This is a genomic window from Staphylococcus petrasii, from assembly GCF_002902565.1.
Taxonomy (GTDB): domain Bacteria; phylum Bacillota; class Bacilli; order Staphylococcales; family Staphylococcaceae; genus Staphylococcus; species Staphylococcus petrasii.
Genome location: NZ_PPRC01000010.1, coordinates 40,604 through 57,479 on the forward strand (window position 1 = coordinate 40,604; position 16,876 = coordinate 57,479).

Annotated in this window: 13 protein-coding genes; 5 read left to right on the top strand and 8 right to left on the bottom strand. The window is 33.7% G+C overall.

The annotated features are described in order from the left end of the window. Nucleotides 1-737: 737 nt before the first annotated feature. On the bottom strand, nucleotides 738-1,331 hold the full coding sequence (locus CD127_RS02450; RefSeq protein ID WP_103298082.1) for a TetR/AcrR family transcriptional regulator: 594 nt from the start codon (nucleotides 1,329-1,331) through the stop codon (nucleotides 738-740). A gap of 164 nt (nucleotides 1,332-1,495) precedes the next feature. Here CD127_RS02450 and CD127_RS02455 point away from each other — a divergent pair, with 164 nt between their 5' ends. Then, nucleotides 1,496-3,184, top strand: a complete 1,689-nt coding sequence (locus CD127_RS02455; RefSeq protein ID WP_103365629.1) for a CocE/NonD family hydrolase — start codon at nucleotides 1,496-1,498, stop codon at nucleotides 3,182-3,184. Between the two features lie 101 nt (nucleotides 3,185-3,285). Here the strand turns inward: CD127_RS02455 and CD127_RS02460 are convergent, their stop codons facing one another. From CD127_RS02460 to alsS, 4 genes are all read right to left on the bottom strand, one after another. Beyond that, nucleotides 3,286-4,338 (bottom strand): TcaA second domain-containing protein, encoded by a 1,053-nt coding sequence (locus CD127_RS02460; protein ID WP_103365630.1) that lies wholly within the window; start codon nucleotides 4,336-4,338, stop codon nucleotides 3,286-3,288. Continuing rightward, entirely contained in the window at nucleotides 4,325-5,278 is a 954-nt protein-coding gene (locus CD127_RS02465) for a zinc ribbon domain-containing protein (RefSeq protein WP_103365631.1), read from the bottom strand. The genes CD127_RS02460 and CD127_RS02465 overlap by 14 nt, the downstream gene beginning before the upstream one ends. A 162-nt stretch (nucleotides 5,279-5,440) precedes the next feature. Continuing rightward, on the bottom strand, nucleotides 5,441-6,145 hold the full coding sequence (gene budA, locus CD127_RS02470) for an acetolactate decarboxylase (RefSeq protein ID WP_103298078.1): 705 nt from the start codon (nucleotides 6,143-6,145) through the stop codon (nucleotides 5,441-5,443). Between the two features lie 36 nt (nucleotides 6,146-6,181). After that, the gene (gene alsS / locus CD127_RS02475; RefSeq protein ID WP_103365632.1) at nucleotides 6,182-7,846 is read right to left on the bottom strand and encodes an acetolactate synthase AlsS; all 1,665 of its coding nucleotides are present in this window, start codon (nucleotides 7,844-7,846) and stop codon (nucleotides 6,182-6,184) included. Between the two features lie 757 nt (nucleotides 7,847-8,603). Between alsS and CD127_RS02480 the strand changes: the two genes are divergently transcribed. Next, a complete protein-coding gene (locus CD127_RS02480) occupies nucleotides 8,604-10,055 on the top strand; it encodes an APC family permease (RefSeq protein ID WP_103365633.1) in 1,452 nt (483 codons plus the stop codon). A gap of 232 nt (nucleotides 10,056-10,287) precedes the next feature. Here CD127_RS02480 and CD127_RS02485 read toward each other — a convergent pair whose 3' ends face one another. Continuing rightward, the gene (locus tag CD127_RS02485; protein ID WP_103365634.1) at nucleotides 10,288-11,625 is read right to left on the bottom strand and encodes an aspartate aminotransferase family protein; all 1,338 of its coding nucleotides are present in this window, start codon (nucleotides 11,623-11,625) and stop codon (nucleotides 10,288-10,290) included. 265 nt (nucleotides 11,626-11,890) lie between these two features. On the opposite strand from CD127_RS02485, the gene CD127_RS02490 reads away from it, so the two are divergent. The 3 genes from CD127_RS02490 (at nucleotide 11,891) to CD127_RS02500 (ending at nucleotide 14,671) form a co-directional block, all read left to right on the top strand. Then, nucleotides 11,891-12,316 carry a hypothetical protein gene (locus CD127_RS02490; protein WP_103365635.1) on the top strand — a complete coding sequence of 142 codons (426 nt, stop codon included), beginning with the start codon at nucleotides 11,891-11,893 and terminating at the stop codon, nucleotides 12,314-12,316. A gap of 177 nt (nucleotides 12,317-12,493) precedes the next feature. Then, nucleotides 12,494-13,120: an LPXTG cell wall anchor domain-containing protein gene (locus tag CD127_RS02495; RefSeq protein WP_103365636.1), complete on the top strand. Its 627-nt coding sequence runs from the start codon at nucleotides 12,494-12,496 to the stop codon at nucleotides 13,118-13,120. A 189-nt stretch (nucleotides 13,121-13,309) separates the two neighbouring features. Beyond that, complete coding sequence (locus CD127_RS02500) at nucleotides 13,310-14,671, top strand: FAD-dependent oxidoreductase (RefSeq protein WP_103365637.1); 1,362 nt, start codon at nucleotides 13,310-13,312, stop codon at nucleotides 14,669-14,671. A gap of 123 nt (nucleotides 14,672-14,794) precedes the next feature. Here CD127_RS02500 and CD127_RS02505 read toward each other — a convergent pair whose 3' ends face one another. Next, nucleotides 14,795-16,144 carry a putative glycoside hydrolase gene (locus tag CD127_RS02505; RefSeq protein WP_103365638.1) on the bottom strand — a complete coding sequence of 450 codons (1,350 nt, stop codon included), beginning with the start codon at nucleotides 16,142-16,144 and terminating at the stop codon, nucleotides 14,795-14,797. Nucleotides 16,145-16,359: 215 nt separating this feature from the next. Further along, nucleotides 16,360-16,857, bottom strand: a complete 498-nt coding sequence (locus CD127_RS02510) for a P-loop NTPase family protein (RefSeq protein WP_240623876.1) — start codon at nucleotides 16,855-16,857, stop codon at nucleotides 16,360-16,362. Nucleotides 16,858-16,876 lie beyond the last annotated feature (19 nt).

Consider the following 16,876-nt stretch of genomic DNA (forward strand, 5'->3'; position numbering starts at 1 on the left):
TTGAAGATTAGACTAGGTGTAAAAATAAAGGACATATTACTGACTTAAAGCTAAGCCAATATGTATCTCCAATATCTATTATTGGGCTAACGTTTTCTTAACTGCCATTAAGAAAACGTTTATTTTTTTTGGTTATATTTTAACCACATAAAAATAATTTGGCCCACAAGAAAAATAATAATATTTATTGAAAGATGAACCACTATATAAATAGTCATCATGATCTCCTCCCCTCACCCAATTGGATTAATAGAGTTGGAGATACACAATAACGTAATAGGTTCCCTCATTTTTATGGTATTAATTATACATCGTATGCCATAGAATAAAATTCTATTTTGTATGTAAAACAATATACATCTAATAAAATACTATTTGATTATTGATTGATGTTATATTATAATAAAAGTAACAAAACACACTTAGTGTTTTGAGAGGGCTACAGTTATAAAAATAACTGGATTGCTTATTTATTGGAAGATGAACCGTTATAACTATAGTTATCATGATCTACCCTCTCACCCAATGGGAATAATAGTTTTGGAAATATATCATAACGTAATAAGTTCATTTCATAGCTCTTGCAATAAAAAAACACCTAGGTTGTTTTGAAGATTAGACTAGGTGTAAAAATAAAGGACATATTACTGACTTCTAGCAAGCCAATATGTATCTCCAATATCTATTATTGGGCTAACGTTTTCTTAATTGCAGTTAAGAAAACGTTATTTTTATATTTATTTATTAATTTCTCTTTGTATAATAGTGGCCGGACCGTGATTAACGATGTCATAAAAGTAATTAATTAAATCTTCTTTAGGTATACGTTGATTGTCTTCTACCCAATGTCTCAAAAAGGATAATCCTGCTCCTGAAACATAGCTCATAAAATATGAAAATGGTATACCACTTATTTCTCCCTTCATGCTTGTAAAGCTATTTAAATAATTATTTAGCAAGCTATATAATTTTTCATGTAAGGTAGAGTCTTTACCTACTTTAAACATTAATTGATAAAATTCGATATTCTCTTCAATATGAGAAATTAGAAATTCCATTATTTCTCGTAAATCATCAGTAGTAAATTTGCCTCCACTGTTTTGTTTACTTTCTTCAATAAACACTCTAACTTTTTCCACTTGTTCGTCTTCCAATTTTTCTAATAAATCATATTTATCTAAATAATGCGTATAGAATGTACCACGATTAATATCAGCTAAATCAGTAATTTGTTGTACTGTTATTTCATTAAAATTATGTTGATGAAGTAATTCAAGAAATGCTTGTTTAATTGCATTTTGTGATTTTCTAACTCTACGATCTTGAACCATAGTTTAGACCTCTCTTTATACGGTATGTTCTTATACAATTATATCTATTTTGTTGGTTTTCGTACAATGTCCCCTCTGTTGATTGTTGTATGCTCTTACTATAACCCTTACTATGAAAGTGTATTCGGAAGTGCATTTTCAAAAAAAAGAAAGGATGAACTAAGATGATAAATAATAATTTAGGAAATCCAAAATTAGAAGTTACAAATGTGGAAGAAGTTAAAGAAGGATTAAATCATATTGTAGTAGATAGCGTGCAATACGGTAATCAAGAAATGATTATGGAAAAAGATGTACCTGTTACTATGAAAGATGGCGAAATATTATATGTCAATGTGTTCCGTCCAAATAAAGATGGTCAATTTCCAGTAGTCATGTCTGCTGACACATACGGTAAGGATAATAAACCAAAAATTACAAATATGGGGGCTAATTGGCCAACATTAGGTTCTATCCCTACATCAAGCTTTACTCCTGAAGAATCTCCAGATCCTGGCTTTTGGGTGCCAAATGATTATGTCGTGGTTAAAGTCGCATTACGAGGCAGTGCTGGTTCAAATGGTGTCTTATCTCCTTGGTCTAAACGTGAAGCTGGAGATTATTATGAAGTAATTGAATGGGCGGCTGAACAAGAATGGAGTAACGGTAATATTGGTACAAATGGCGTGTCTTACCTAGCTGTAACACAATGGTGGGTAGCAGCTCTAAATCCACCTCACTTAAAAGCGATGATTCCATGGGAAGGATTAAATGATATGTATCGTGAAGTAGCCTTTCATGGTGGTATGCCAGATACTGGCTTCTTCCGTTTCTGGATACAAGGCATCTTTGCGAGATGGGAAGATAATCCAAATATTGAGGATTTAATTCAAGCGCAAAAAGATCATCCATTATTTGATGATTTCTGGAAACAACGTCAAGCACCACTTGCGAATATCACTATACCATTGTTAACTTGCGCAAGCTGGTCTACTCAAGGATTACACAACAGAGGTTCTTTTGAAGGGTTTAAACAAGCAAGCTCTGAAAATAAATGGCTTTATGTACATGGTCGTAAAGAATGGGAAAGTTATTATGCTCGTGAAAATCTTGAACGTCAAAAAGAATTCTTCGACTATTATCTAAAAGAAGAAGATAATGATTGGTTAGAAACACCACATGTGATTTATGAAGTTCGTGACAAATTCTATCGTGGGCAATTCAAAACAGCAGAGAACTTCCCGCTTCCAAACACTAATTATCAAGCATTATATTTAAACAACTCAGATATGTCACTCAATGACCAATCTATATCCACAGATACAGTTGCTAGTTATAACTCTGAAAGTAATGAAGATGAATTACGCTACACTTATACTTTCAACAAAGATACAGAACTCGTTGGTAATATGAAATTAAAATTATGGGTAGCCGCTGAAGAAGCAGATGATTTAGATTTATTTGCGGGAATTAAAAAATTAGATTGTAGAGGTAATGAAGTTCACTTCCCTGATTTCAATCATATTGAAAAAGGACAAGTCGCAACAGGCTGGCTACGTGCTTCTCATCGTGAACTAGATGAAACTAAATCTACAATTGCACAACCATGGCATACACATGAACATGAACACAAAGTGAGTCCAAATGAAATTGTGCCAGTTGAAATAGAATTATTACCATCTGGTACATTATTCAAAAAAGGTGAATCCCTAGTAGTGGTTGTTAAAGGTAACGAAATTATTAAAGGTAATAGCACACCATTACCTAATATGAAAACACGTTACGAACATGAAGATACAGTAAACAAAGGTAACCACCTAATTTATACTGGTGGCGATTATGATTCACACTTAATCATTCCAGTAAGTGAATAATAACTTAAAAATTTATATTTACTAAAAATGCATCCTTTAAAAGTTATCATTAACAAATGAATGTTTTTAAAGGATGCATATTTTTATTTTACTAATATTAATTAATCATTCTCTTTTTCTTTTTTATAATCATCTATATCTTTTTCATCAAATTTTAATTTAGTGTCGATGATGCCATATTGATCTTCATCCCCACGTAAATCATCAATATTTACTACATTTGATTTATATGTTTTACCCTTTATCTTCATGGTAGCGTAAATATTTTCATTTTCACCGTAGACGAAGGGACCGTAATTAGTCCATCGATCATATTTACCCACTTTTTTTCCATTAACATAAATATAAAAATCATTGATTAAAGGTCCTTTAATATCAGTAACCTTAACGTATTTTTCATTAAAGTCTTGAGTCACAACTTCGCGTTCGTTATTTGTATTAATAACTAAATTACCTTTATGAACTCTATCATTAACTTTTTTAGTTGCTTTAAGAGTATACTTACCTACAGGCATATAACCTAATTCTATAGTTTTATCTTTTTCTAATTTAATATGATATTCTTTACCATTTAAATTATATGTAATCTCACCTTCATCTGAAGACTTAATATTAATATCATTAGTAGGCACAGTATATTCCAGGTTATCAAATAATAAATACTTTTTCCCTTTCTTTTCCACATTAAATATTCTATTGAAATTACCATGTCTTAGGCTTACACTTGCCTCTCTTTTTCCTCCGTCATTTACCTCACTTATAGCTTTTTCAATATCATTTGAAATATCAACGAGATTACCATCTTCTTTTAATAAGCTGATATACGCTTTAGTCTCCTCTACAGTTAATTGTTTCTTTTCAGTAGATAAGTATTTAGATAAAGTTTTAGCATCTTCATCTCTTAAAGCTTTTACAATATGATTGACATCTTTTTCTGGTGATAATTGATGTTTTGCCACAAAGTAAGCGCCTACTAATATAACTAGTAATACAGCTACTAAGATTTTTACTAGTACAGGTATTTTTCTCGATTTTCTCGGTTCATTTTGAAAAGGCGGAACTCGACTAGTCTCTGTGACTAGTCGAGTTCCACATTGTGTACACACTTTCTGGCCCGGAACTATTTTACTTCCACAATGTTTACAATAAGCCATGGCGTCCACTTCCTAAAATATCCCATAAATATTTCGTATCCCAGAATTGGTTAATAAGTGATGAACCATAGAAATAAAATACCAAGCTCACGATAATGATAAGAATAATTGAGCTATAAAAGCTTGGCACACGTAATAATTGATGTGCACTATATTTAGAAATTAAATAAATACCTGAGCTAATTAATACAAAGAAAGATAGTACTATAAGAAGACCTCCAACTTTATATAATTGAAGGAAAATAGAAATTAATCCTAACAATAATATAGAAACTGTAAGTGTATTCACTAATACAAAATCAGAAAGTACTTTCTTAAATTGTACAACGGATACTACTGTTAAACGTATAACGGCAAACGTCGCAATGCTTACTACCCCCGTTAAAATAGCAACACCTACGACTATACGTGTTGTAATTGACGTACGTGTAATACCGAATTCTTCAATTGCATCAGGTATAAATGAATGCACAAATAAGCCTACAATAAATAATCCTAGAATAATTAAAGAAACTAATAAAGTATAACTAAAAGCATGTGGACTTTTAATAGTAGCGTCATGACTACTGAATGCTTGTCTGAAGAACTGTTTACTTTCATTTACTACTGCTCTGACTTTAAAAGTAAACGGACCTGGGGCATAGCGTTGTTGATATGATGGGTAACCTTGCGCATATTGCGATTGATAATGTTCATTTTGATTTACATTTTGAGAATGAACACTCTGATTTGAATGTACTTCACTCGTACTTTCAGCATTAGGTGTAGATGGTGTTGTTGATGTTGCTACCTTCTGAGTATTGCTTTGATTATGATCCAAGTTTAATGATTCTGATGTTGATGGCGTTGACTGTGAAGTTGCAGCTGGCAATTTTGTTCCACATTCTCCGCAGAATAAATCTCCTGGTTGATATGTCTGACCACAATTTGGACATTGCATCTTGATGTACCTCCGAAAATGAAATTTGAAGTTATTATACCACTAAATCATATTGTGTAATATATTATTTTAATAATTTTAAATATAAAAAAGAGATAAGTATATCATCTCCAATACGATGTACACTTATCTCTTCATTATTTTTATGAAAATATATTTACTCTATTCTGCTTCTCTGATTTCAGCATCTACATCTGCATAATCAATTTCAGTTTCTGTAAATGTCTTGTTATTAATTGGGAAATGTTGTTCGAATGTTTCAAAGTTTTGAATTTCGACTTTAACATCATCCACTTCAAAATCTAAAACATGTCCACCAAAGTTGCGATCATCGTTTGCAAAGTGAATATGGAAACCTGCAGAACCAATACCATGGAATAATTCTGGTGTGAAGAAACCAATAATTGTACCGTTAATATCTTCACGTGTTTCTTCAGGTTGACGACGTGCAGAATCAATTAAACGTGTATATGGCGGTTCTTGTTTAGGCATCATACGTACGTGCATTTTTTTAAATTTACCGCTGATTTTTACTGCTGAGAATAAATTATCACTTATCATGTGTTCTTTAACTTCATTTAATACATTTTCAGAATCTTTATCAGCTGTTTGATACGTATGATCCGCTTCAAAACGCGTAACAGTTGCGTATGGTGTCATTTCGTCACCATTTAATTTCTTAAATTCTTTGTGCTCATTCGCATGAAAAGCTTCGCCATTAAGGAAGATAACTTCGCCATTAGAACCTGTTAATGTAGCTAGTCCTGAATCACCATGTTCTAATAACTCATCAATTGTAGCGGTACCTTCTAATAGTCCTGCCATCAATGTCCCTAATGTACCGTGTTGATATAATACGTGACTCATATTATTATTCACTCCCGTTGATTTGTTTGCTTAAAATTAGTTTAAAGAATCTGGTAATACGTTTGTAGATAACTTAATGTTATCTTTGTAGTTTACTGGAATATCAATTAATACTGGACCTTCAGTTTCATAGCCTTCTTTAAGTGCAGCTTCAAGTTCTTCTTGGCTTCTTACACGAAGACCTTTAGCACCAAATGATTCAGCATATTTCACATAGTCAACTGGTCCAAATTCAACACCAGATGAACGGTTGTATTTCATTTCTTCTTGGAATTCTACCATATTATATTTACCATCATTCCAGATTAATTGGATGATGTTTAATTTTTTACGGACAGCTGTTTCAAGATCTTGACCTGAGAATAAGAAACCACCGTCACCTGCAACTGATACAACTTGTGTATTAGGTCGTACTAAGGCAGCTGCGATTGCCCATGGTAATGCTACACCTAATGTTTGCATACCATTACTGAATAGTAAGTGTCTAGGATTGTAACTTCTAAATTTACGAGCCATCCAAATGTAATGGCTACCTACGTCTACAGTAACAGTAGTATCATCAGTTAAAGTGTTTTGCATTGTTTCGATAATTTCTAACGGATGCATTACACCATCTTCATGTGTATATTTAATTCCAGTTGCTTCAATAATATCCGCTCTTAATTGTTCTAAATCATCTAAGTGTTTTTGATCAATGATTGTGCCATCAATATGTTCTGATAATAATTGGATTGTACCAGCAATGTTACCTACTAATTCTTTTTTAGGACGTAAGTAATTAGTAATCTCTGCTTGGATTTCATCAATTACAATAATTTCTGTGTCTAATTCTTTATTCCAGTTACTTGCTTCATATTCAATTGGGTCATAACCAATAGTGACTACTAAATCAGCTTTTCTTAATAATTCGTCACCTACTTGGTTACGGAATAAACCAACACGACCAAAGAAGTGGTTCTCTAATTCGCGGTTAAGTACACCAGCGCCTTGGAATGTTTCTACAACTGGTAAGTTTGTTTTTTGAACTAATTGACGAATGGCTTCAGTTTCTTTCTCACTTGAACTTCTCATACCTGCAAGTAATACAGGGAATTTAGCTTCTTTAATATCGTTAATAACTTCTTTAATATCATCTACTGATGGTACGCCTAAACGTGGTTGTTGGCATAAATCAATAGCTTTCGATTGTACAGGAGCTGAAATAACGTCTTGAGGAATACTGATGAAACTTGCACCATTTTTACCTGAAGTAGCAGTACGAATTGCATTTGTCATAACTTCAGATAATGATTCAGGGTCTTGGACTTCTGCGCTATATTTAGTAGATGATTTTAATAATGAAACATTATCTACCGCTTGGTGAGTTTGACGTAATAAGTCATTACGTTTAACTTGACCACCAATTGCTAAAACAGGGTCCCCTTCTGAAGTTGCAGTTAATAATCCAGTTGTTAAGTTACTTACCCCAGGACCACTTGTTACTAAAGCTACCCCAGGATTACCTGTAATACGTCCTACACCTTGTGCCATCATAGCCGCATTTTGTTCGTGACGCGTTACAATAAGTTCTGGACCATCATCTTCTAAAGCATCAAATAGATAATCTATTTTCGCTCCAGGAATTCCAAATACATAATCAACGTTATTATTTTTCAAAGTATCAATGACCATATCCGCAGCAGAATAATTTTCTTTAGTCATTTACATTCATATCCTTTCAAACAATCTTTTAGTTTTGTATAAAAAAGAAGCCACATTACACATGTCTATTTTTTAAGGGAAAAAGAGGGAAAGACTTAGTCACATGTTAATTGCGGCTTCTTTATATTTTAAGTTACTTCATTATTTCAATGTTGCATTGTAATCTCAGTTAAATAAGCATATACAAATGTGAGATGGGAGTCTTCTATTTTATATGTCATTCTTGTGTAAACAATTCACTTCTACATAGTGACTATTGCTTCTTACAATCTTTTAGGGGAATGATTGTAAAACACATGGATAGAAACATTTGAATATGATGTAACTTCATTACGTTTTTTATTATAGTATGCTTTGATATATTAATAAAATACATATTTTCGATAGAAACCATTCCATTTTGGAATAGGTCAACTAACTTTAAACAATTTATACGTATTTTTTCACTTTAAAAGGTCTAATCACTTGACTTATCGATAATTATTAGAGTGCTATTAGGGACAATAATCCTACTTTTTATCTTTTTGGTGTTATTTTATACTTTTTTATAGTTTTTATTTCTTTCATATCTGATATAATCAAGTCTATCATTTAAAATTTACTTGTTAGGCTGTGTCATTTTATAAAAAGTAAGAAAACTTGAAATTTTCTGAAATTTTAGACAAAATATCAAGTTTTTGTGTTATGATAATACATGTCAATTAATTAACAAGTTATTAAATAGAGAGAACAAAATATTCAGTGGAGGTTCATCATCATGGCCAGTGTTTTCAAAAATTTTACCAGAAAAGAAGATCCCACTATCTATCAAAGTAAAGATGGACACTTAAAACGTACTTTACGTGTTCGAGATTTTCTTGCATTAGGTGTAGGTACTATCGTATCAACAGCTATTTTCACCCTACCTGGAGTTGTAGCTGCTGAACATGCAGGACCTGCAGTATCATTATCATTCTTATTAGCTGCTATCGTAGCTGGTTTAGTAGCTTTTTCATATGCAGAAATGGCGTCAACTATGCCATTTGCCGGTTCGGCGTATTCATGGATTAACGTATTATTCGGAGAATTTGCTGGATGGGTAGCCGGTTGGGCACTTCTAGCCGAGTACTTCATCGCCGTCGCCTTTGTAGCTTCCGGTTTCTCCGCTAACTTACGCGGACTTATTTCACCATTAGGTATCGTGTTACCTAAATCACTGTCTAATCCTTTTGGCGCTGACGGAGGCGTTATTGATATTATCGCAGCACTCGTGGTTATCATTACAGCTATTATCTTATCTCGTGGTGTGACAGAAGCAGCACGTGTGGAGAATGTTTTAGTTATTTTAAAAGTATTTGCAATTGTTTTATTCGTCATCGTTGGTTTAACAGCTATCCATGCTTCAAACTATGTTCCATTTATTCCTGAACATAAAGTAACAGAAAACGGTGACTTCGGTGGATGGCAAGGTATCTATGCTGGGGTATCAATGATCTTCTTAGCATATATCGGATTTGACTCAATCGCTGCAAACTCTGCAGAAGCAATTGAACCAGAAAAAACAATGCCTCGTGGTATCTTAGGTTCTTTAGCAGTAGCAATCGTATTATTCGTAGCAGTAGCATTAGTATTAGTAGGTATGTTCCACTATTCTAGATATGCTGGTAACGCTGAACCTGTAGGTTGGGCATTACGTCAAAGTGGACATGGCATTATCGCAGCAGTTATCCAAGCAATTTCAGTTATTGGTATGTTTACTGCCTTAATCGGTATGATGTTAGCTGGTTCACGTTTACTTTATTCATTTGGACGTGACGGCTTATTACCATCTTGGTTATCAAAATTAAATCATAACCATTTACCAAACAGAGCACTTTTAATCTTAACAATTATCGGTGTGTTAATTGGTTCAATGTTCCCATTCGCATTCTTAGCACAATTAATTTCAGCAGGTACATTAGTAGCATTCATGTTCGTATCTCTTGCAATGTATAGCCTAAGAAAACGTGAAGGTAAAGACTTACCAGTACCAGCATTTAAAGTACCAGGTTTCCCAGTATTACCAGTCATCACATTTATCCTTGTTTTACTTGTATTCTGGGGCTTAAGCTTCGATGCTAAACTTTATACTTTAATTTGGTTCCTTGTAGGTATTGTTATTTACACATTCTATGGTGTAAGACACTCTAAGAAAAACGACGAAAAAGATTATGTCGTACCTAAAGACTAATTAATATTTTAAAAAGGTAGGCATCTCGCCTACCTTTTAGTTTATCGACAAAGTATTTAAAATTTTAAAGACTGATAGAAAACCCTTCTCAATCGAGGAAATGAAATGCGTAACGACGGGAGTTTACTACGCGTAAATGACCTAGGCACGCATAAGGTGACGATGAGTGAAAGGGTTTGCCTACAGTCTGAGAAAGCCTATCTCAAATTGTGAGATAGGCTTTTTTAATCTTTTACCAACCTTGGCCTTCGATACTATAATTATCTAATTCTCCTTTTTCCAATGCTTGTAGTGCATCTTCTATAACATCTAAAGCATGGTCAAGTTGTTCATACGTAATGACTAATGGTGGTTGGAAGCGTAGGACGTTCCCTGCTACTGCGATAATCACGACACCATGGTCAAAACAGTAATTGCAAATCTTCAATGCTTCTTGAGAAGCTCTTGTCTTCGCTTGTTTATCTGACACAATATCAATGCCAATTGATAAACCTATGCCTCGCACATCGCCTACGTATTGATATTTCTCTACCCATTGATCCATGCGCTGACGTACGTGGCGTCCCTTTTCAGAACTAGCAGTTAATAAATCGTCTTCATCAATCATCTCTAGTGTAGCTAAAGCCGCTTCACAACTCACTGGATTTGCACCGGTTGTAAATAGATGAGCTGGCGCTTCTAGGCTATCAATAATTTCTTTGCGTCCCACAATAGCTGACATTGGTAAACCACCAGCCAATGATTTACCAAACGTAATTAAATCCGGTGTGAAGTTGAAATGCTCTACTGAACTCCAAGTGCCTGTACGACCAAGCCCCTGTTGGATGTCGTCTACCGCAAGTAAAATGCCATGTTCGTGACACAAGGCCTCAAGCGCTTCAAAATAACCTTCTACCGGCTCTAGTAAGCCTCCGTCACCTTGGATAGTTTCAACAACGATACACGCCACTTCTTCAGCTGGCACATACTTCGCAAACATTTCTTTAAGCGGTGCGAGATATTCTTCGACCGTATTCGCATTTGGTTGTTCATACATCCCTCTATATTTATCTGGAAAAGGAATATGGTAAAAGCCATTCAGCAATGGGCCATAGTGTTTACGCATATTCAAACTAATCGCTGACATAGAGAGCGAGCCAAACGTTGACCCGTGATATGCATTCGTAAAACTAATGATATAAGGACGGCCTGTATATGCACGTGCAAATTTAATAATCCCATCATTGGCATCCGAGCCACTCAATCCAAATGTGACACGCTTTTCATAATCCCCTGGGGCAATTTCACATAATTTCTTAGATAACTTAACTGCTGGTTCATGGTACATGTAAGCGGGCGTATAGTGGATGAACTTCTCCGCCTGTCTCTTAATCGCATCAGTGACACGTTTCGGTGCATGTCCCACATTTTGAGAACTTGCACTGGAAAGTAAGTCAATGTACTCTTTCCCATCTACATCGACTAATGTCGCCCCGTATCCATGATCAATCGCTAACGGATAATATTTAATTCTCCCAGATGCTGCAAAATATCGTCCGTCTTCTTTAATTAATTCCTCTGCCTTACTCATGATCACTCATCCTCCCAATACGTGCCTTCCCTTATACTTTTATATTTTTGAAAAGTTTTGGTCTCCGCAATAAACTTCGTTTAATGATAGTAATCAATATCTTACTAATAATTATCAGATTTGTAAATATATTCTGAATATTTAAAAAATATAACTTTTTTACTCTTCTTTTATGTAAAATAAATTGAATTCTTAGAATATATGGAAGTGTGAATCATTCATTATAGGGAATAATAATTTAAATTGCTTAAAAGGAAGGACCATTATGTTACGCTACGCCTATCACTTACTCAGTGCTTTGTTTATCAGCATAATATTGCTTATTACTATGGCAGTTATGGATGTTTTAGCACAGTCGACCCATTTGACATTATTGTTAATTAATATAGATTTTCTTGCAGATCCTAGCAAAACACCATTAATTCTTGAATTACTGATCCATGTATTCATTGGGTTTATCATTTATATTATTTTCTTAGTGATTTATCGTATTTCTAAACCGTTTTATAGAATCAGTTACTTCTTATTATTCATTGTTTTTGCGGTATTATATCCCCTATTAATTGTTATGGCTCAACGCTCATTTTTCCACTTTAGTTGGGGAGAATATGGTTTATGGATGATTGCGCATTTGATTTTTATGATTTTAATGGCTTTTGCAATTCCTTACTTTTCAAAAAAGAAATTCTAAAACAACTACATGAAAATCTTAAAAAAATCTTAACTATCATTAACTTATATTTACAAACTATCGTTTCTTTAACTTAGGTTAAAAATTCAATATTGTTTACTTTAAACCCCTATTCAATTGTTATATCAGTGCTACACTAAAGCTGTAATTGATAATAAATGAAATGGGGTTTTCATTGTGAAGAAGGTCTCTTTAATTGCATCAACTGTTTTAACAAGTACAGTATTACTAACTGTAGCAAATCCAGCTCATGCATCTGCTTCAGAAGTTGTAACGCAAGATAATGCCCAACAAGTTGCAACAATGGCGATGTCAAACAGTGGAGGCAACCCTAATTTACAAAACTTCAAACAAGCAGTAGATAAAGGCGATTACTATGAAATCGTTAGTCAAAATAAATTAAATGCCGGTAAAGGTATTTACAGAGTTTACAAAACTGGCGAAGTAGACTATAAAAATGATAAATATAGCCAATTTAGTAGACTTCAAGATGGCGAGACACATGCCGAACATGGCATTGCTAAAGCAGCTGAAGTAGAACCTCAACATAAAGGAGAAGCTAAAGTCGCTTCCGTAGATTGTGCACGCGAACTTAATGCATACTATGTAGGAAATGTAGATTCTTCTGAAGTTCCTTCTACAAAAAAAGTAAAAGCGCACACTTCAAAACAACATGCTTCAAATAAATCTTTACCTCAAACAGGCGAAGGCCAACATGAACCCACAAGTCAATTATTCGGTGGCTTATTCCTCTTATTAGGAAGCGCCTTAATGATAAATAGAAGAAACAAAAAAGTTTCATAAGTTATAATGTGCGTCTTTCAGCCATATGTGTTGAAAGGCGTTGTTTTATGACGAATTTATGAAAAGTATAGTTTAAAGCCCTTACATTTGAATAGGCAAATTAGTGACGGGTATATCCTTAATGTAGATATTGAATTCACTTTATACTCAAGTAATTTAAAGATGAATTCTCTAAGGAGGAATCGAATTATGAAATATGTAGTTGTTGGTACTTCACATGCAGGATATGAAGTAATTGAAACACTTTTAAAAGAAGATTCAAATGCTGAAATTGAAGTATTCGAAAGTGGAGATAAACCATCTTTCTTATCTTGCGGTATTCAAAGTTATTTAGAAGATGTTGCACCATCACTTGATTCATTACACTATGCTTCCGAGCAATCTTATAAAGATCAAGGTGTAAACATTCATACAAATAGTACTGTTACGGATTTAGATGCTGATAAAAAAGTGATTACAGTAGAACAAAATGGCCAATCAAATGAAGTTTCATATGACAAATTATTCCTAAGCCCAGGCGGTAAACCTGTCACACCACCTGTAGAAGGCATTGATAAATATAATAATGTGTTCTTTATGCGCGGTCGTGAATGGGCAGATAAAATTAAACAACGCATGCCTCAAGCTAAAAAAGCTGTTGTAGTAGGCGGTGGCTATATCGGTATTGAAGCTGCAGAAGCTTTTGCTAAAGCTGGTATAGAAACGACAATCGTTGATATTAACGATAGAATTTTAAGCACTTATCTCGACAAAGAATTCACTGACATTTTAGAAAAAAATTCTGAAAAACATGACCTTTATTTTAAAGGTGGCGAAACAGTTAAATCACTTTCAGGAGATAACGACGGTAATGTTACAAAAGTAACGACTGATAAAGCAGAATACGAAGCAGACACAGTCTTATTCGCTGTAGGTGTTGAACCTGCCACTGAATGGTTAGATGGCAAAATTGATTTAGGCAAAAAAGGCATAATTAACATCAACCATCAACAACAAACTTCTGCTAAAGACGTATATGCAGGTGGCGACGCAACACTTATTCCATTTGAACCAATTGAAGAAGATCGTTACATTGCCCTAGCAACTAATTCTCGTCGTCAAGGCGTAGTAGCAGCTAAAAATATGGCTGGTAAAGAGATGACTATGCCACGCGTTTCAGGTACATCTGGATTACAATTGTTTGATTATAAATTTGGTCAAACAGGTGTACATGGTTCTGAAGCAGATAGCTATGATGGTAATCTAGGTCAAAAATATGTCGAAGAACTTATTCATCCTAAATTTAGACAAGATGATACAACTATTCACATGAAAGTGATTTACGATGAAGACAGCCATAAAATTTTAGGTGGCCAAGTGATGTCTACTGAAAATGTAACTGATGCTATCAATGTGATTTCTATGGCAATATCAGCTGGCTTTACTTTAGAACAATTAGCAGTCCAAGACTTCTTCTTCCAACCTGATTATGACCGTCCATGGCATTATCTCAATGTACTTGCTCAACAAGCATTGGGCGATACATTTGGAAGCGACAAGATGTTATTCTAATCTAATTGGATAAATTAATTAAGCTCAGTGAGACGCTATACTTCGGCGTTTCACTGAGCTTTTTTAAGATGAAAAAACCCCTTAGTGCCCATTACTCATGGCACTAAGAGGTTTAAATATTAATTATTGTTGATTATCTTGATTACTTTGCTCTTCTTTGTTGTCTTTATTTTGGCTATCTTTACTATTAGAATCTTTGTTATTGTCTTTTGATTCTTGTTCTACACCTTCAGGATCTTGCTCTTTCGCATTACCTTTTTTAGGGTTGTAGTTTGCACCTTCAGTATATTCATTACCAGCGTTCCATAATAAGAATTCATTAACGCCATTATCTTTCAATGCTTGTACCTGTTCTGACACTTGTTTAGCATCATAATCGATATAATTACCGCTACCTAAGTATGAAGCAGTGAAATCTTGAATCCATGGACGAGAAATAGGTTTATCTTTACCAAGTGTATCCAATAAGTTATTTTCTTTTTGGATGTAACGGTTAACTGTTTTATATGGTTCAGTATCTGGTGCTTGTAAACCGAAATCACCATTACTCCAGTGAGATGGATAAATCATTGATGAAATCGCATCTACATTTTTAGAAATTTTAGGGAAACTTTGACCAATACCAGGTGCATTTTTAACTAATGCTGAGTAACCGAATACGTCAGCAGAAACGTTTACGCCCATCGGTTTCAATTCTTTATTCGCATGTTCTAAGAATTTAGTAATCGTATCAACACGTTGATCTCCAGAACTTAACTTACTATTTTTATAGTCACCTTTGTTGTATGTTAAGCTGTCTGCTTCATTTTCAAAACCTTCTGGGAAACGGACATAGTCAAATTGAATGTCTTGGAAACCAGCTTTAGCAGCCGCTTTAGCTACTGTAATATCGTAATCCCAAACTTCTTTCATAAATGGATTGATAAAGCTATCGCCTTTACCATTTGTCCATACTGAACCATCACTGTTTTTAAATGACCATTCAGGATGTTCTTTCGCTAATTTTGTATCTTTAAACGTTACGATACGTGCAATAGGATAAATATTGTTGTCATGTAATTTTTTCAATAATTTCTTACCATCAACAATATCTAATGTATTTTTGTCTACATTTTTATTACCAGTATTTAATTTCATTGTAATGTTACCTTCGTCATCTTTCACGTCGATAACCATTGTATTCAATTTAGAATCTTTGATGAATTTAATTAACTCATCTAATTTTTCACCTTGTGTCGAATTACTAGTAACATAGATACCTTTAACGCCATCTTTAGGATAGTCAACTTTGTTAGAGTTATCGTTCTTCTCGTTATTCTTTTTCAACTTGTCACTTTGACTGTTGCTAGATGTTTGTTCGTTCTTTTGGCTGTCCCCTTTTTGCCCACTATCAGAAGAGTTATCTCCATTACTACAAGCGGCGAGTAACAAAGCACTTGTTGTTAGTACAGCAAATATTTTGTTCTTTTTCATTCCCTTAGCCTCCGAAAATTAATAATATGTATAATTAGGCTCTCATTATTTAGAATAATAAGCGATTATAAGGTTTAAAATATCCTAAATAAGAGAACCTAACTTTCATCTAGAATAGCATACTTTTAGCAAGAATATTCAATCATACGAAATTTTATAAAATAAATTATCTAATGATTGTATATTTTTAAATACAAATAATATTAATAGTGTTCTCATATATTTAATTCTTTATAAATATGACGATTATTACCAATCAGCCATTGAATTTTATTAGAGGTTTGAAGGTGATAATGTTCCATAGTAGCGTAATTATTTTCTGGAAACTCCCAAATATATTTAAGGAATTCAAAACTTATAGTTTTAGGATTTGCTCCAACTATTTGTTTCTTAAATAAACTAGATATATAACGTTTTATTACTCGATAAATACATTTCCATCTTGGCTCTTTAATCCATATAATCGTCGTTGCACGTTCTACTCTAAAAGACATGGTTTCCGTATAATTTCCATCAATTATCCAAGACTCAGTCACAACAAGGTTTTTTAATGCTTCTTTTAAGACCTCGGGAGCTACCGTTTCTTTGTTATTGAGCCATTGAATTTTGTCAATGTGATAGAAAGGTACATGATATTTTTCTTGTAATCGCAATGATAAAGTTGACTTACCCGACCCTGGACTTCCAATAACTAAAATACGATGTTTCATCATTTCTCCTTTATATAGCTTA